At 65.7% G+C, this 17801-nt stretch carries 12 protein-coding genes; 4 read left to right on the top strand and 8 right to left on the bottom strand.

The window, feature by feature from the left end; genetic code table 11:
• The first annotated feature begins 208 nt into the window (after positions 1-208).
• From XH85_RS31290 to XH85_RS31280, 3 genes are read left to right on the top strand one after another with little or no spacing between them, the layout of a single operon-like run.
• Positions 209-889, top strand: a complete 681-nt coding sequence (locus tag XH85_RS31290; RefSeq protein ID WP_091891039.1) for a response regulator transcription factor — start codon at positions 209-211, stop codon at positions 887-889.
• On the top strand, positions 873-2333 hold the full coding sequence (locus XH85_RS31285; protein WP_128934924.1) for a sensor histidine kinase: 1461 nt from the start codon (positions 873-875) through the stop codon (positions 2331-2333). The genes XH85_RS31290 and XH85_RS31285 overlap by 17 nt, the downstream gene beginning before the upstream one ends.
• Entirely contained in the window at positions 2330-5302 is a 2973-nt protein-coding gene (locus XH85_RS31280) for a bifunctional [glutamine synthetase] adenylyltransferase/[glutamine synthetase]-adenylyl-L-tyrosine phosphorylase (protein WP_128934923.1), read from the top strand. Before XH85_RS31285 ends, XH85_RS31280 begins: the two co-directional genes overlap by 4 nt.
• Here the strand turns inward: XH85_RS31280 and XH85_RS31275 are convergent.
• From XH85_RS31275 to XH85_RS31255, 5 genes are read right to left on the bottom strand one after another with little or no spacing between them, the layout of a single operon-like run.
• Complete coding sequence (locus XH85_RS31275) at positions 5277-5510, bottom strand: formate dehydrogenase subunit delta (RefSeq protein ID WP_164934545.1); 234 nt, start codon at positions 5508-5510, stop codon at positions 5277-5279. The two genes, XH85_RS31280 and XH85_RS31275, sit on opposite strands and share 26 nt — an antisense overlap.
• Positions 5500-6327, bottom strand: a complete 828-nt coding sequence (gene fdhD / locus XH85_RS31270) for a formate dehydrogenase accessory sulfurtransferase FdhD (RefSeq protein WP_128937492.1) — start codon at positions 6325-6327, stop codon at positions 5500-5502. Before fdhD ends, XH85_RS31275 begins: the two co-directional genes overlap by 11 nt.
• A gap of 4 nt (positions 6328-6331) precedes the next feature.
• On the bottom strand, positions 6332-9205 hold the full coding sequence (fdhF, locus tag XH85_RS31265) for a formate dehydrogenase subunit alpha (protein WP_128934921.1): 2874 nt from the start codon (positions 9203-9205) through the stop codon (positions 6332-6334).
• Positions 9206-9215: 10 nt separating this feature from the next.
• Positions 9216-10772: a formate dehydrogenase beta subunit gene (locus tag XH85_RS31260; RefSeq protein ID WP_128934920.1), complete on the bottom strand. Its 1557-nt coding sequence runs from the start codon at positions 10770-10772 to the stop codon at positions 9216-9218.
• Positions 10769-11242: a formate dehydrogenase subunit gamma gene (locus XH85_RS31255; protein WP_128934919.1), complete on the bottom strand. Its 474-nt coding sequence runs from the start codon at positions 11240-11242 to the stop codon at positions 10769-10771. Before XH85_RS31255 ends, XH85_RS31260 begins: the two co-directional genes overlap by 4 nt.
• Before the next feature lie 224 nt (positions 11243-11466).
• On the opposite strand from XH85_RS31255, the gene XH85_RS31250 reads away from it, so the two are divergent.
• Positions 11467-12360 carry a LysR family transcriptional regulator gene (locus XH85_RS31250; RefSeq protein ID WP_128934918.1) on the top strand — a complete coding sequence of 298 codons (894 nt, stop codon included), beginning with the start codon at positions 11467-11469 and terminating at the stop codon, positions 12358-12360.
• 224 nt (positions 12361-12584) lie between these two features.
• On the opposite strand, the gene XH85_RS31240 is transcribed toward XH85_RS31250, so the two are convergent.
• The 3 genes from XH85_RS31240 to XH85_RS31230 form a co-directional block, all read right to left on the bottom strand.
• Complete coding sequence (locus tag XH85_RS31240) at positions 12585-14912, bottom strand: PAS domain-containing sensor histidine kinase (RefSeq protein ID WP_128934916.1); 2328 nt, start codon at positions 14910-14912, stop codon at positions 12585-12587.
• 223 nt (positions 14913-15135) lie between these two features.
• Complete coding sequence (locus tag XH85_RS31235; protein ID WP_128934915.1) at positions 15136-16509, bottom strand: cation-efflux pump; 1374 nt, start codon at positions 16507-16509, stop codon at positions 15136-15138.
• A gap of 240 nt (positions 16510-16749) precedes the next feature.
• Positions 16750-17718 (bottom strand): zinc-binding dehydrogenase, encoded by a 969-nt coding sequence (locus tag XH85_RS31230; RefSeq protein WP_128934914.1) that lies wholly within the window; start codon positions 17716-17718, stop codon positions 16750-16752.
• Positions 17719-17801 lie beyond the last annotated feature (83 nt).

Here is a 17801-nt window from a genome sequence, read left to right as displayed (position 1 = left end):
CGGGGGAGCAGCGCAACGTTTGCTTCCCTCATCTACCTTCCGGTGGAATTACGCCCCCCTCCGTCGGAAGGCCTAGGGCGGTGAAGTCCCCCCAGCTTCACCGCCCGCCTTTTCCCGATCCGAGATCGTTCCGCTTCGGCTTGCATGCGATTGCCGCTCGCGCCATGTTTAGAGAAGGTTCACACCCTTGACCGCCGCCGAACGCACGATGCGCCTCCTCATCATCGAAGACGACCGCGAATCCGCCGACTATCTCGTGAAGGCGTTTCGCGAAGTCGGACACATTGCCGATCACGCCGCCGACGGCGAGGAAGGCCTCGCCATGGCCGAGAACGGCGATTACGATGTGCTGGTGGTCGACCGCATGCTGCCCAAGCGCGACGGCCTGTCGCTGATCGGCGGACTGCGCGAGAAGGGCACCACCACGCCGGTGCTGATTCTCTCCGCGCTGGGGCAGGTCGACGACCGCATCAAGGGCCTCCGCGCCGGCGGCGACGATTATCTGCCAAAGCCCTATTCCTTCGCCGAACTGCTGGCCCGCGTCGAGGTGCTGTCGCGCCGCCGCGGCGGCCCGGCCGAGGACACGCTCTACCGCGTCGGCGATCTCGAGCTCGATAGGCTGTCCCATCGCGTTGCCCGCGGCAAGGACGAGCTGACGCTCCAACCGCGCGAATTCCGCCTGCTCGAATACCTCATGAAGCACGCCGGCCAGGTGGTGACGCGCACCATGCTGCTCGAGAACGTCTGGGATTATCATTTCGATCCGCAGACCAACGTGATCGACGTGCACATTTCGCGGCTCCGCTCCAAGATCGATAAGGGTTTCGAGCGCCCGCTGCTGCACACCATCCGCGGCGCCGGATACATGATCCGTGACGGCATTCGGTAAACTCGTCCGCACCACGGCGTTCCGGCTGACGCTGGTCTATCTGCTGCTGTTCGCGATGTTCGCGGCTTCGCTGCTCGGCTATTTCGCCTGGAATACGCGCCGGCTCATCACCGAAGAGATCACGGAGACGGTCAATTCCGAGACCTCGGAGATCAACGAGATCTACGGGCGCCGCGGTATGTTCATCCTCGTGCGCACGATCGAGTATCGGGCGCTGCGGCCGGGCGCCAACCTCTATCTCGTGACGACGCCGACAGGGCAGGCGATCGCCGGCAATGTCGGCTCGCTCGCGCCCGGCGTGATGGCGACGCGCGGCTGGTCGGAGACCGCCTATCGGCGGATCGAGGATGCCGACGAGCGCGATCATCGCGCGCTCGTTCGCGTCACCGAATTGGAGAACGGCTTCCGTCTCCTGATCGGCCGCGACCTCGACGAGCGGCGGCGGCTGTTCGGCATCGTCGCCAAGGCCGCGCAATGGTCGATCCTGATCGTCGTGGTGCTCGGCCTCGGCGGCGGCATCTTCGTAGCGCGACGTGTCTTGACGCGCATCGACGCGATGAGCGGTACGGCGCATCGCATCATGATCGGCGATCTCAGTGAGCGCCTGCCGGTAGGGCGCAGCGGCGACGAGCTCGACCGCCTCGCCGAAAACCTCAACGCCATGCTGGAGCGGATCGAGGCGCTGATGGCGGGGCTGAAGGAAGTCTCCGACAATATCGCACACGACCTCAAGACGCCGCTGACGCGCTTGCGCAACCGCGCTGAGGAAGCCCTGGCGAAATCGGGCTGCGAGGCCGATTACCGCGCCGCGCTGGAGCGCACCATCGAGGAGTCCGACGGGCTGATCCGCACCTTCAACGCGCTCTTGATGATCGCGCGTGCCGAGTCCGGGCAGGCGCGCGGCAACATGGACGATTTCGACGCCGCCGAGGTCGCGGGTGGCATCCATGAGCTCTATGAGCCGCTTGCCGAAGATGACGGCATGACCCTCAAGGTCAAGGCCGAGCCGACGCCGGTTCACGCCAATCGCGAACTGATCAGCCAGGCGCTCGCCAATCTCGTCGAGAACGCGATCAAATACGGCAAGCCGGCGGCTCAGGCCGCGGGAACCGTGGTCAGCATGGACGCCAGGCAAATCACGATCGAGGCGAGGCGCGAAGGCGACCAGGTGCTCCTCAGCGTCACCGACCGTGGTCCGGGGATACCCGAAGCGGATCGCAAGCACGTCGTCGAGCGATTCGTGCGGCTGGAGGCCAGCCGCACGCTGCCCGGCTCCGGCCTCGGCCTCAGCCTCGCCTCGGCGGTTGCGACATTGCACGGCGGCGAATTGCGCTTGGGCGATGCCCATCCCGGTCTCGTCGCCACGCTGGTGCTGCCGGCGCGCGCGGGCGCCGGCGACAGGGTTGCTCCGCCAATACAGGATGTGCCACAGAAGGTGGCATGAACCACTCCGCGCCGGGAAACGCGGACAAGCATGGTAAGAGCCTCGCGGCACGCTTCGTGGAGGCTCCCTATGTTGCCGCTTCCACAACCGACGAAAGACGTTTTGGGAATTGGCTGGCCGAGCTCGAGCCGGCGCAATCGGCCCGTCTCGAATCCCTGCTGGTTCATCCCTTCGCCCGGGATATTTTGACCGGCATCGCGGAATTCTCGCCCTATCTGTTCGATCTGGTGCGCGCCGATCCCCTGCGCCTGATCCGGTTGCTCGAATGCGATCCGGATGTGCATCTGGCGGCGCTGATGGCGGAGGCAAGGGGCGCGGTGCTCGCGGCGCCGGATGAGCCCAAGGTGATGCGCCTCCTTCGCCGCATGAAGGCGGAGGCAGCGCTGCTGACCGCGCTATGCGATATCGGCGGCGTCTGGCCGGTGATGCGGGTGACGGCGGCGCTGACTGATGTCGCGGTGTTCTCGGTCCAGGCGGCGCTCCAGTACCTGCTGCGACAGGAAGCCGCACGCGGCAAGCTCTCACCGGCCGATCCCGAGGCGCCCGAACAAGGCTGCGGGCTGATCGTACTCGCGATGGGCAAGATGGGCGCGGGCGAGCTGAACTATTCCAGCGACATCGATCTCATCGTGTTCTTCGATCCCGATGCGACGACGCTTGCGCCCGATATCGAGCCGCAGCCGTTCTTCGTCCGCGTGACGCAAGGCATGGCGCGCATCCTCCAGCAGCGCACCTATGACGGTTACGTGTTCCGCGTCGATCTGCGCCTGCGGCCAGATCCGTCCTCGACGCAGGTGGCGATCTCCCGCGACGCTGCGCTGAACTATTACGAGCGGGAAGGGCGCACCTGGGAACGCGCCGCGATGATCAAAGCGCGCGCCTGCGCCGGCGATCCCAAGGCAGGCGAGGCTTTGCTGGCCGAGATCGCGCCCTTTGTCTGGCGCAAGCATCTCGACTTCGCCGCGCTCGCCGACGTGCACGACATGAAGCGGCAGATGCAGACCTATCGCGGCCAGAGCGAGGTCGCCGTCGAAGGTCACAACGTCAAGGTCGGGCGCGGCGGCATCCGCGAGATCGAGTTCTTCGCGCAGACGCAGCAGTTGATCGCCGGCGGCCGCCATCCGGAATTGCGGGTGCGGCCGACACTCAAAGCGCTCGATGTGCTCGCCTCCAGCAACTGGATCACCTTTGCGGCGCGCGACGAGCTTACCGCGGCTTACGAATTCCTGCGCCGGGTCGAGCATCGTCTCCAGATGATCGCCGACGAGCAGACCCATACGCTGCCCGAGGACAAGGAAGCCGTCGAGCGTTTCGCCTGGTTCTTCGGCTATCCGGATCGGGAGGCGTTTGCCCGTGATCTGCTGCGCCAGCTCGAGATCGTGCAGGGCCATTACGAAAAACTGTTCGAGGGCGACGATCCGACTGGGACAGACAAACTGCTGCCGATGCTCGACTACAGTGCCGGTCCCGACGATCCGCGCCTGCTTCAGCACCTGGTGACGCTCGGCTTCAAGAAGCCGGCCGCCGTCGCGCAGACGGTGCGCGACTGGATCACCGGCGATTATCGCGTGTTTCGCAATGAGGCGACGCGCAGCGCCTTCATCGAATTCGTGCCGGCCCTAATCGACGGTCTCGCGCATGCCGAGGAATCGGATCGCGCGGTGGTGGCGTTCGATCAGTTCCTGGGGGCGCTCCAACGAGGTGGCCGGCTGATCACGCTGCTCGGCCAGAACCGTGAGCTCGTCGCGCTGGTGGCGCTGGTGCTGGGCGCGGCGCCCCGGCTCGGCGAGATGCTGGCGCGGCAGCCGCAGCTCATGGACGGTCTGATCGATCCGCGCTTCTTCGGCGCCATGCCCGACAGGCTGGAATTGTCGGGACGGCTTGCGACGACCGTGCAGGACGCGGGCTCATACGAGGAGTTCCTCGATCGCCTGCGCCTGTTCGGGCAGGAGAGCCTGTTCCTGATCGGCACGCGCATCCTCTCAGGCACGGTCTCGGCGCAGCAAGCGAGCACCGCTTTTGCCGACGTCGCCGAAGGCATCGTCCACACCGTGCATGGCCTCGTCGCCGATCGCTTTACCGCCCAGCACGGCCGCATCAGGGATCAGCAGACCGCGATCATCGCGATGGGCCGGCTCGGCAGCCGCGAGATGACCGCCTCCTCCGATCTCGACCTGATCCTGCTCTACGATTTCGACAGCGACAATCCGGACTCTGACGGTGCGAAATCGCTGCAGGGTGCCCACTATTTCGCCCGCTTCACCCAGCGCCTCATCAGCGCCTTCACGACCCGCACCAATTACGGCGTGCTCTATGAGATCGACATGCGGCTGCGTCCGTCCGGGCGTGCCGGTCCCGTGGCCTCGAGCCTCACTTCGTTCGCGGACTACCAGGCCAACGAGGCCTGGACCTGGGAGCACATGGCGCTGACGCGCGCCCGCGTGGTGTCGGCGTCGCCCGAATTCCGCGAACGGATCGAACGCGTCATACGCGATGTTCTGACCCGCCGCCGCGATCCCGCAATCACCACCCACGACGTTGCCGACATGCGGCGCGCGATTGCCCAGGAGAAGGGCGAGGCCGATTGCTGGGATCTCAAACATGCCGCCGGCGGCATGGTCGACATCGATTTCATTGCACAATACCTCCAGCTCGTGCATGCCCACGACAAGCCGGAGATCCTCGACGTCAGCACCCTGCAGGTACTGGAAAATGCATGCAGGCTCGGCGTGCTCGCGCAATCGGAGACGGAGATATTGCGTGCCGCGGCGCGGCTCTATCACGACCTGACGCAGATCTTGCGGCTTTGCGTCAGCGAGCGCTTCAAGCCGGAAACCGCCGGCACCGATCTCCTGCGCGTGATGGCGCGCGCTGGCGACGCGCCGGACTTCTCGTCGCTGGAGGCGCGTGTGAAGGAAACGCAGAGCGAGGTGCGGCGCGTATTCAGGGCGCTGCTGGAAGGGTTGTAGTTTGCTTCAGCGAGGTGAGGGCCTCGCGCACGTTTGGCTCGAGCCCCACTCCACCCGCATCGAGATGGACGAAGATCGCGCGCTTCATGCGGGGATCCCAGAACTTCTTGATGTGTTCGGCAATGCCAGGCACGGCCTTGTCATGGCCCTGGCTCTGGAAGAACTTGCCGATCTGGTTGGCCATGTAGATCAAGCGGTCAGGCGACATCGGCAACCTCCGTGGCATGGCGGGCGACGACCCGGTCACCATGCGAAAACACTTCGAACCCGTCCTGGCGGGCAATGGCAATCAGTGTGATGCCGGCGGCTTCTGCCGTGCGTACCGCGAGCGCGGTCGGCGCGGACACGGCGACCATCACGGGGGCGCCGATCGCGGCCGTCTTCTGCACCATCTCCACCGAGACGCGGCTCGTCAGCAGCACCATGCCGCCGCGCGCATCCGTGCGGCTGCGCGCTAGCGCCCCGGCGAGCTTGTCGAGTGCGTTGTGGCGGCCGACATCCTCGCGCAGCGCGACGATGTTGCCGGCAGGGGACCAGAACGCGGCGGCGTGAACAGCACGGGTTTGCAGATTGATCGATTGCAACGGCGCGATGGCCTGCATCGCCGCCATGATTTCGTCCGGCGTGAAGCTCTGTCCCTGCGGCACCGCGGCCGCCGGCCGCACCGCCTCGGCAATGGACTCGATGCCGCAGATGCCGCAGCCGGTCGGGCCTGCGATGTGGCGCCGACGCTCGCTGATGCGCGCAGCATCTTCCGAGGCCAGCCACATGCGCAGCTCAATGCCGTCGTCGAGGCGGACCACTTCGAGCGAGCGAATGTCGTCGACCGATCCGACGATGCCTTCGCTCACGCTGAAGCCGACCGCAAAATCTTCCAGATTCTGCGGTGTCCCCATCATGACGGCGTAGGTGCCGCCGTTGTAGGTCAACGCCAGCGGCGTCTCCTCCGGGATCAGCCGCGCGCCGTCGGACGCGGCACCGTCGCGCCAGCTGTTGCGGTCGATGGCCTGGACCGGCACGTGCATCCCGCTACTCCGCAGCCTCGGCCGGCACGATGCGGCGGGATTGCCGCGCCTGCGCGTCATAAGCTTTCTGCCAGTCCGACGGGCCGTTCGAGGGCGAGACCTGCACCGCCGTGACCTTGTATTCGGGACAGTTGGTGGCCCAGTCCGAATAGTCGGTGGTGATGACGTTGGCCTGCGTGTCCGGGTGGTGGAACGTAGTGTAGACGACGCCGGGTGCGACGCGGTCGGTGATCTCCGCGCGCAGCGTGGTCTCGCCGGCGCGGCTCTTCAGCCGTACCCAGTCGCCGTCGCGCACGCCGCGCTGCTCGGCATCGTGCGGATGGATCTCGAGGCGATCCTCGGCATGCCAGACCACGTTGTCGGTGCGCCGGGTCTGCGCGCCGACATTGTACTGGCTGAGGATGCGGCCCGTGGTGAGCAGCAGCGGATAGCGCGGGCCGGTGCGCTCGTCGGTCGCGACATATTCGGTGACGACGAACTTGCCCTTGCCGCGGACGAAGCCGTCGATATGCATCACCGGCGTGCCCTCCGGCGCCTTCTCGTTGCAGGGCCACTGCACCGAACCGAGCTCGTCGAGCTTGGCGTAGGAGACACCGGCGAAGGTCGGGGTCAGCGCCGCGATCTCGTCCATGATCTCGGAGGGATGGCTGTAGCTCATCTCGAAACCCATCGCCCTGGCAAGGCCGATGGTGACCTCCCAATCGGCCATGCCGTTCTTCGGGGTCATCACCTTGCGCACGCGCTGGATGCGGCGCTCGGCGTTGGTGAAGGTGCCGTCCTTCTCCAGGAAGCTCGAGCCGGGCAGGAAGACGTGCGCGTAGTTCGCGGTCTCATTCAGGAAGAGATCATGGACGATGACGCATTCCATCGCTGACAGTGCCGCCACCACGTGCGAGGTGTTGGGATCGGATTGGAGGATGTCCTCGCCCTGCACGTAGATCCCCATGAACGTGCCTTCGACTGCGGCATCGAACATGTTGGGGATGCGCAGGCCCGGCTCCGGGTTGAGCTTGACGTTCCACAGCGCCTCGAACTGGTCGCGCACGGCATCGCCGGAGATGTGGCGGTAACCGGGCAGCTCGTGCGGGAACGAGCCCATGTCGCAGGAGCCTTGCACGTTGTTCTGGCCGCGCAGCGGGTTCACGCCGACGCCGGGACGGCCAATATTGCCTGTCGCCATCGCGAGGTTGGCGATCGCGATCACGGTGGTCGAGCCCTGGCTGTGCTCGGTGACCCCGAGCCCGTAATAGATCGCGCCGTTGCCGCCGGTGGCGTAGATGCGGGCAGCCTCGCGCAGCGCCTTGGGATCGACACCGGTGAGGATCGCGGTCGCCTCCGGGCTGTTCTTGGGCTGCGCGACGAAGGCGGCCCATTCCTCGAACTCGCTCCAGTCGCAGCGCTCGCGCACGAAGGCTTCATTGACGAGGCCTTCGCTGACGATGACATGCGCCAGCGCGGTCATGACGGCGACGTTGGTGCCTGGCATCAAGGACAGGTGCAGCGCCTTCACATGCGGCGATTCCACCATCTCGGTGCGGCGCGGATCGATCACGATCAGCTTGGCGCCCTGGCGCAGCCGCTTCTTCAGCCGCGAGGCGAACACCGGGTGCGCCGAGGCGGGGTTGGCGCCGATGATGAGCACGACATCGGTGTCTTCCACGGAGTCGAAGTCTTGCGTGCCGGCGGAGGTGCCGAAGGTGGTGGCGAGGCCGTAGCCGGTCGGGGAGTGACAGACGCGGGCGCAGGTATCGACATTGTTGTTGCCGAAGCCGGCGCGGATCAGCTTCTGCACCAGATAGGTTTCCTCGTTGGTGCAGCGCGAAGAAGTAATGCCGCCGATAGCGTCGCGGCCGTACTTCTTCTGGATGCCGCGCATCTTCGCGGCGGCGAACGAGAATGCCTCGTCCCACGACACTTCGCGCCAGGGATCCTCGATCCGCTCGCGGATCATGGGCTTGAGAATGCGCTCCTTGTGGTTGGTGTAGCCCCAGGCGAAGCGGCCCTTGACGCAGGAATGGCCGCGATTGGCCTTGCCGTCCTTGTACGGCACCATGCGTACGACTTCCTCGCCGCGCATCTCGGCCTTGAAGGCGCAGCCGACACCGCAATAGGCGCAGGTGGTGACGACGGAGTGCTCGGGCTGGCCGATCTCGATCACCGACTTCTCGGTCAGCGTCGCGGTCGGGCAGGCTTGCACGCAGGCGCCGCAGGAGACGCATTCGGAACCGAGGAAGCTCTCGCTCATGCCCGGCGAAACGCGGCTGTCGAAGCCGCGACCCGAGATCGTCAGCGCGAAGGTGCCTTGCACCTCCTCGCAGGCGCGGACGCAGCGCGAGCAGACGATGCACTTGGAGGGATCGTAGGTGAAGTACGGGTTGGACTCGTCCTTCGGCATCCAGTGGTCGTTGGTGCAGCCATCCGTCTTGGCGAAGACGTGGTTCTCGCCTTCGTAGCCGTAGCGCACGTCGCGCAGGCCGACGGCGCCGGCCATGTCCTGCAACTCGCAATCGCCGTTGGCGCCGCAGGTGAGGCAGTCGAGCGGATGGTCGGAGATGTAGAGCTCCATCACGCCCTTGCGCAGCTGCTTCAGCCGCTCGGTCTGGGTGTGCACGACGAGGCCGTTCATCACGGGCGTGGTGCAGGAGGCCGGCGTGCCGGCCCGCCCCTCGATCTCGACCAGGCAGAGACGGCAGGAGCCGAACGCGTCGACCATGTCGGTGGCGCAGAGTTTGGGAATCTGGTGGCCGGCTTCCATCGCCGCGCGCATGATCGAGGTGCCCTCGGGCACCGTGACCTGGTTGCCGTCGATGGTCAGCGTCACCATTGTTTCCGATTTCGAGCGCGGCGTGCCGAAGTCGATTTCTTCGATCAGAGACATTGTCGTTCTCCTATTCCGCGGCTTGAAGCGTGGTCGGCGCCGGGACGAAATCCTCCCGGAAGTGCTTCAATGCGCTGAGCACGGGGTAGGGCGTGAAGCCGCCGAGCGCGCAGAGCGAGCCGAATTTCATGGTGTTGCAGAGGTCTTCGACGAGCGCGAGGTTCTCGCTCACCCGCTCGCCGTTGATGATCTTCTCGACGGTCTCGACGCCTCGGGTCGAGCCGATCCGGCAGGGCGTGCACTTGCCGCAGGATTCGATGGCGCAGAACTCCATGGCGAAGCGTGCCTGCCTGCGCATGTCGACACTGTCGTCGAACACGACGATGCCGCCATGGCCGATCAGGCCGTCGCGCGCGGCGAAGGCCTCGTAGTCGAACGGCGTGTCGAACAGCGCGCGGGGAAAATACGCGCCGAGCGGGCCGCCGACCTGCACGGCACGGACCGGACGGCCCGTGAACGTGCCGCCGCCGATGTCGTCGACGAGCTCGCCGAGCGTCACGCCGAACGCGGTCTCGAACAGTCCGCCATGGCGGATGTTGCCGGCGAGCTGGATCGGCATCGTGCCGCGGGAGCGGCCCATGCCGAAATCCGCATAGGCCTTGGCGCCCTCGGCGAGGATGAAGGGGATGGCGGCGAACGACAGCACGTTGTTGATAACCGTCGGCTTGCCGAACAGGCCGTGGTGCGCCGGCAGCGGCGGCTTGGCGCGCACGATGCCGCGGCGGCCTTCGAGGCTTTCCAGCAGCGAGGTCTCCTCGCCGCAGACATAGGCGCCGGCGCCGACGCGCACCTCGAGATCGAAGGCTTGCTTCGAGCCGCCGATGTTCGCGCCGAGATAGCCGCCACGCTTCGCCGCTGCGATGGCGGCATTCATCGCCTCGACCGCGTGCGGATATTCGCTGCGGATGTAGATATAGCCCTTGGTCGCGCCGACGGTGATGCCGGCGATCGTCATGCCCTCGATCACGAGGAACGGATCGCCTTCCATGATCATGCGGTCGGCGAAGGTGCCGCTGTCGCCTTCGTCGGCGTTGCAGACGATGAATTTGCGATCGGCCTTGGCCTGCGCGACCGTCTTCCATTTGATGCCGGTCGGAAAGCCGGCGCCGCCGCGACCGCGGAGGCCGGACGCGGTGACCTCGTTGAGGATCGCATCCGTGCCGAGCGACAGGGCGTGCTCCAGGCCCTTGTAGCCGCCATGGGCGCGGTAGTCGTCGAGCGAGCGCGGATCGATCACGCCGCAGCGGGCGAAGGTGAGGCGGGTCTGGCGCTTCAGCCAGGGGATCTCGTCAGTGGCCCCCAGTCGCAGCAGATGCGGCGTGTTGCTGGCGAGCGCATCGAGCAGGGAGGACACATCGGTCTCGCTGACCGGGCCGAAGGCGATGCGGCCCTGTGACGTCGCGACCTCGACCAGCGGCTCCAGCCAGTACAGGCCGCGCGAGCCGGTCCTGATAATCTCGATCGCAATGCCGCGCTTGGCCGCAGCCTGCTCCAGCGCCAGCGCGACTTCGTCAGCGCCGACGGCTACCGCACCGGCATCACGTGAGACGTAGAGACGCATGCTCATCGCTGCGCCTCCGCAACCAGCGCATCGAGGCGCTTCTGATCGAGCCGGCCAATGAGGCGGCCATCGAGCATCGCGGACGGGGCGGTGGCGCACAGGCCGAGACAGTAGATCGGCTCCAACGTGACGCGATCGTCGGCCGTGGTGTTGCCGAGCGCCACGCCGAGCTTCGCCTCGGCGCGCGCCGCCAGCGCATCGCCGCCGGCGGCCTGGCAGGCTTCAGCGCGGCAGAGCTTCAGCACATGGCGACCGGCCGGCTTGTGGCGGAAATCATGGTAGAACGTGAACACGCCGTGCACTTCGGCGCGTGACAGATTCAGCGCCTGCGCCACCATGGGAATGGCGGCCTCCGGCACGTAGCCGAACGCCTCTTGAAGAGCATGCAGGATGACGAGCGTCGCGCCTTCCTGCTGAGCATGTTCGGCGATGATCTCGGCGCCGCGCGTCTCGTCCCAATCATAAACCGCTGTCATTCTTCGTTCTCAACCTGAGCGTTTCTTCCGCCCAAACTATTTGGAATCATTCGAAGATCAATAAAGCTGTCCCGTGCTGCGATTGCGAACTCCGATCGATTGGCAAGGACGATCGGTCGATCTGAAAATGCAATTATGGGTGTTCTGCCCGGTGTTTTTGCGTGTTGGGAGGGGGGCGAGCGTGCTAGCTTGCATGCCACGACAGAACTCGAGGGGACGACCGGTTGATCGACAAGCTTGAACTATTGCTGGCGCTGGCGAAGGAGCGGCATTTCGGACGCGCGGCGGAGGTCTGCGGCGTGACGCAACCGACGATGTCGACCGGGCTCAAGCAGCTCGAGGAGATCCTCGGCGTGATGCTGGTCCAGCGCGGGTCGCGCTTCCAGGGCTTTACGCCGGAAGGCGAGCGGGCGCTGGACTGGGCGCGGCGGATCGTGGGCGATGCCCGCGCCATGCGCGACGAGATCAATGGGCTGAAACATCAGCTCTCCGGCGAGATCCGCATCGCGGCTATCCCGACCGTGCTCGGCATGGTCGCCGCGCTGACGACGCCGTTCCGCGCCAAGCATCCCGAGGTGCGCTTCCGCATCCAGTCCACCACGTCATCCGAGGTGCTGGGACTGCTTGAAAATCTCGAGGTCGATGCGGGGCTGACCTATATCGAGAACGAGCCGATCGGCAAGGTGCGCACCATCCCGCTCTACAACGAGAGCTATCGCCTCCTCACCGCGCCCGATGCGATGTTCGGTGACCGCGAGACGGTGACTTGGACCGAGGTCGGGCAGGTGCCGCTGTGCCTGCTCACGCCCGACATGCAGAACCGCCGCATCATCGACCGCGCGCTGCGCTCGGTCGGTGCCGAGGCGACGCCGACGCTGACCTCGAACTCGCTGCTGGTGCTGTTCACGCACGTCAAGACGGGACGCTGGGCGAGCGTGATGCCGGCCAAGCTCGCCGAGACGCTCGGCCTGTCCGACACGGTGCGCTCGATCCCGATCGTCGATCCCGACGTCAATTACAGCATCGGCATGGTGATCCCGCAGCGCGATCCGATGACGCCGCTGATCGCGGCACTGGTCAATGTCGCGCGCGAGGTCGCGCCGACGCTGCAATTGTAGATATCTCGAGCGCAATGAGATCACGTTTGATTGCCACAACGGAGGTGCACTCCCTCTCCCGCTTGCGGGAGAGGGTTGGGGAGAGGGTGTTTCCGCAATGGGACAATCCCCTAGAGGAGACAGCCCTCACCCGGCGCTTTGCGCCGACCTCTCCCGCAAGCGGGAGAGGTGAACGAGCCGCGGCAATCGATTCAACCTAAAGCCAGCCGGATCTACATGAAGCTCTAAGCCGCGGCCGATATCCCGGAGGCCTTGATCGCGTCGCGCGGCAGCGTCACGCGCACCACCGTGCCGACATCGATCTTGGAGCGCAGCCGCATCGAGCCGCCGTGGAGCTGCGCCAGCGAGCGGGCGATGGCGAGGCCCAGTCCCGAGCCGTGATAGGTCTTGGTGAGCTGGCTCTCGACCTGCTCGAACGGGCGGCCGAGCCGCGCCAGCGAATGCGGCGCGATCCCGATGCCGGTGTCGGCGATCATCAGCACGATCCGGTCGTCGAGCTGCCGGCTGCGCACCACGACGCGTCCGCCGTCGGGCGTGAACTTCACCGCGTTGGACAGCAGGTTGACGATGATCTGCTTGGTGGCGCGGCGATCGGCGACGACGGAGATGGATTTGGCGATGTCGGCGTCGAGCGTCAGGTGCTTGTCCTGCGCTCGGCCGGTGACGACCCGCAGGGATTCCGCCAGCGTCCGCGACAGGTCCAGCTCTTCCATGTCTAGCTTCATGCGGCCGGCCTCGATCTTGGACATGTCGAGAATGTCGTTGATGACCTCGAGCAGATAATGGCCGCTGGTCAGGATGTCCTCGCAGTATTCCTGGTACTTCTCCGAGCCGAGCTCACCGAACATGCCGGAGCCCATGATCTCGGAGAAGCCGATGATGGCGTTGAGCGGCGTGCGCAGCTCGTGGCTCATATTGGCGAGGAATTTCGACTTGGTTTGGTTGGCTTCCTCGGCGCGGGTCTTCTCGCGCTGGTACTTTTCGGCGAGATCGGCGAGCTCGACCGCCTGGCGTTCGAGCGCGGCCTGCGAGCGCTTGAGGTCGATGACGGTGGCGCGCAGGCGCAAATCGTTGTCGACCAGCTTCTGCTCGTGCTCCTTGATGCGGGTAATGTCGGTGCCGACCGAGACATAGCCGCCGTCCTTGGTGCGGCGCTCGCTGATGTGCAGCCAGCTGCCGTCGTCGAGTTGCGCCTCGAAGGTACGCGCGCCAGGGCCTTGGGCAGCGGTCTCGTTGTGGCGGGTGCGCACCTCCGGCATGCGACCGACCTCGAGCACGGTCTCGTAGGAGGTGCCGGGGATCACGGCGGTGTCGGGCAGCTTGTGCAAGCGCTGGAAGTGCGAATTGCAGAGCACCAGGCGGTCGCTCGCGTCCCACAGCACGAAGGCTTCCGGAATGGTCTCGATCGCGTCGCGCAGGCGAAGGTCGGCTTCCACCGTCTTCTCGGCGAGGCTCTTCTGCTCGGTGATGTCGACGGCGATCCCGATCAGGTGGACGCTGGAATCGGTCGCCCCGCGCGTCTTCTCGCAGCGGACGCGGAGCCAGATCCAGTGGCCGTCGACATGCTGCATGCGGAAGGTCTGGTCGATGTGGTCGATCTTCTCGGAGATGAGCCGATCGGCGATCTCGAACAGATCGATGTCGTCGGACTTCACCAGCGCGTTGACCTCGCCGAATGTGAGTAGCTCGTTGCGGCCGTCGAGGCCGAGCATCGAGAACATCGACTGCGACCAGAAGATCCGGCCGCGCGACAGATCCCAGTCCCACAGGCCGCAGCGGCCGCGGTTGAGCGCGGTGTCAATGCGGCCGCGCACGGCGTCGTTGATGAGGTCGCCTTCGCGGGCGCGGGTCGACTGCCAGTGGAAGGCAAAGCCGAGGATCAGGACGACGAAGCCGGTGGTCGCCGACAGCGTCACCGAGAGCGCGGCGTCCGAGCCCCAGATCGGCTCGTTGCGTTCCTGGATCACGGTGACGAAGCCGGGCAGCGACTTGATCTGCCGCGAGGTCGCCATCGCGGCGTTGCCGTTCGGCAGCGTCATGTCGGCGATGTTGCCGTCGCGCGGCGCCGCCGCGATAAGTTGCGCCGTCGTGATCGCATCGAGCAGGCGGTCGTTGCCGGAGGGATCGCTCTCGACCGGGATGCGGGCGAGGATACGGCGGTCGATGCCGGCCGAGGTGACGATGACGTGGCGGCCCGAGGCCGTGCCCCAGGATGGAATGAGGTCAGGCAGCAGCGTCGGCAGGCTCTCGATGTTCTTGAGCCGCTCCTGCCGCACGGAGGTGAGGCGGTCGATGCGTTCGGCCAGCAAATCGGCGAGCGCCGAGATGTCGTGACGGATCACCAGTCGCTTCTGGCGCGTCTGGTCGACGACCTGCACGAACGCGCCGAGGCAGATCGTGATCAGGAAGGCGATGATGAGCGTCGGCACGGCGCGGCGCAGCGCTGGCTCCGCGATTAGTAGCCGGTGATAGGCAGGTTTCGCGATCGATTGCGCCAATCCCTTGATCGAATCGGATTGGACGCACGCGTTCGCGGCGTCTGCACGCGACATGCCTTCGGCCCCCTGAAAACCTGCTTGCAACTAGGCTCGAAAGCAGCCCCACGTCGCTTTCGAATCACACCGATTTGAATCCAGTTTTCGCGGGCTGTCGAGAGTCAACGAATCGTTAACGCGAAATTATTCTTATCCAACGCGCAGTTTGCACACTGCGTGTCCGTAAATGGACGTGCGCAACGAGTCCGAAACGAGAACGTGTGACTCCTCGCGCACTAAGTCACGCACGCGGCGGCTCGGCGTGGCTGATGACGCGCTTCACGCTCGGGAACGCGCGCCGCAATGCGCGCTCGATCGCGTCGACATGCTCGTGCACCCTGATCACGCTCATCGATGGCGCGGCGCGGCAGTGGAAGTTGACGATCTCGCCGGCGTCGGTGTTGCGGACGCGCACATTGTGGATGTCGTGGATCTCGCCCTCGCCGGCAAACTCGGCCAGCGCGGCGGCAATTGTCTGCACCCGTTCCGGCGGGGCGTCGACGCCGAACGGCAACTCCGGTTCCAGCGGCTCGATATGGACGTCGACCTCGACGTCCTCGCCGAATTCTTCCTGGATGTTGCGTTCCAGCGTGTTGGCGACCTCATGGGCGGCCTCGAGCTGCATCTCGCCGTCGACCTCGAGGTCGATGCCGACGATCAGCTTGGTGCCGAGGTCGTGCACCGTGACGTGGTGGACGGCGAGGCCGGAATTGCGCGCGATCACCATGATACGGTCGCGCACGGTCTCGTTGTTGCGTGCGACGGGGACGGCGGTGAAGGTGAGGTCGGCGTCGCCGAACGCTCTTGTGACGGCGGCCTGCGCGTTGTGCTTGATGTCCTCGACGCGGTCGATCGGATAGGTCCGCGGCACCTTTGCGATGGTGTCGATGAACATGGTCGCCCCGACCATGCGCAGGCGCAGCCGCTCGACATCGATCACGCCGGGCACGCTGCGGATCGCGGCCGTGGCCTTCTCCTGGGCGCCCTCGGGCGCGCGGTCGACCAGCGTCTGCACGGTCGAGCCCGCCATGCGCAGGCCGAGAGCCGCGATCAGCACGGCGACGGCGGCGGCGGCGGCCGCGTCGCCCCACCAGAAGCCGAGCCCGGCGAGAACCAGCCCCACGATCACGGCGGACGAGCCCATGACGTCGGAGGCGAAATGCAGCGCGTCAGCGGCCAGCGCCTGGCTCCTGGTCTCCTGCGCAGCGCGGTGCAGCGCGCGGGCGCGCCAGAGATTGACGGCGATGTCGATCACCAGCACGACGAAGGGCACGGCCGAAATGGTCGGCGGCGGGGTTCCCTCACGCAGCCGGCTATAGGCCTCGACCAGGATGCCGCCGGCGAGCACGTAGAGCAGGGCGGTAACGCCGAGCGCCGAGATGCTCTCCAGCTTGCCATGGCCATAATGGTGCTCCTCGTCCGCCGGCTTGTCGGACACCCGCACCACCGCCCAGGTGATGATGGTCGCGACCAGGTCGATCGAGGAATGCAGGGCTTCGGAGATTAGCGCCAGCGAGCCGATCGCGATCCCGACCACGAACTTGGCCGCCGCCATGCCGCCGCTGGCGAAGATCGAGATCGCGGCGACCGTGGTCTTGTTGGGCTGGGAGGTCATGGCGGGGATTTAGCAGTCCGCGGGTGAACATCAAGCCACGATCCACAGCTGTAGTCGCAAGTGACTTGCAGGAGCGAAGTCGTTGCGAATGCTTCCGAATTGAATGCTCGCTCATGCCACAAGCTCAGTCTCGTAGGGTGGGCAAAGGCGCAAAGCGCCGTGCCCACCGACAAGTGTCTCCTAATCAAACGCTTGTGGTGGGCACGCTTCGCTTTGCCACCCTACGAGACCGCCGATGCCTCACACTGTCACGACGATCTTCCCCAAATGCTTGTTCGCCTCCATGTGCTCGAAGGCCTTGTCGATGTCGTCGAACGCGAACACCTTGTCGATCGGCAGTTGCAGTTTTCGCGCTTCCACCGCACTCCAGATATCCTTCCGAACCTCCTCAAAAATCTCGCGGACCTCCTCGATGGTGCGGGTGCGGAAGGTGACGCCGACATAGTCGATGCGGCGGGCGGCGTGCAGGTCGAAATTGAAGTCGGCATGGGTGCCGCCGAGCCGGCCGACATTGACGATGCGGCCCTTGACCTTCGCTGCAGCGAGGTTCTGGTTGGCGACCTTGCCCGAGACCTGGTCGATGATGAGATCGACGCCTTCGCCGTTCGTTGCCTTCAGGACGTCGTCGACCCATTTCGGATCGGAGCTATCGACGGCGAGATCGGCGCCGTACTCCTTCAGCCGGCCGCGGCGGGTGGCGTCGGTCGACGAGCCGATCACGAGCTTTGCGCCCTTGAGCCTGGCGATCTGCATCGCCATCAAGCCGACGCCGGAGCTCGCGCCCTGGATCAGCACGGTCTGGCCCGCCTGCACGCCGCCGACGGTGACGATGGCGTTGTGCATGGTCGCGAGCGCGACGGGCAGGGTGGCCGCCTCCTCGAAATTCATGTTCGAGGGCGCGTGGAACAGGCGGCCGTGATCGGCCAGCGTATATTCGGCAAACGCGGCGCCGCCCGATCCCATGATGCGGTCACCGACCTTCACGCCCTTCGCATCCGGCCCGAGCTCGGCGACTTCGCCGGCCCATTCCATGCCGAGCACAGTGCCGACGCCGCCGGCCGCGCCGTGGGCGTGACCCTTGCGCATGCCGGTGTCGGCGCGGTTAAGGGCGCAGGCGCGGACGCGGACCAGCACCTGCGTGCCTTTAGGTTTTGGTTGAACGACGTCGGAAATCGTAGCGCCATCAGGGCCGTAGACGTAAGCCTTCATAAGTTGCTTTCTGGCATTTGACGAACTGGTTTAACCGGAGGCGGTGCTCTTCGCCTCTCCCCGCTTGCGGCGCGAGGGGAGCA

Origin of the sequence: Bradyrhizobium zhanjiangense, from assembly GCF_004114935.1 — a bacterium.
GTDB lineage: Bacteria > Pseudomonadota > Alphaproteobacteria > Rhizobiales > Xanthobacteraceae > Bradyrhizobium > Bradyrhizobium zhanjiangense.
This window is presented reverse-complemented; position numbering and strand designations above follow the sequence as displayed.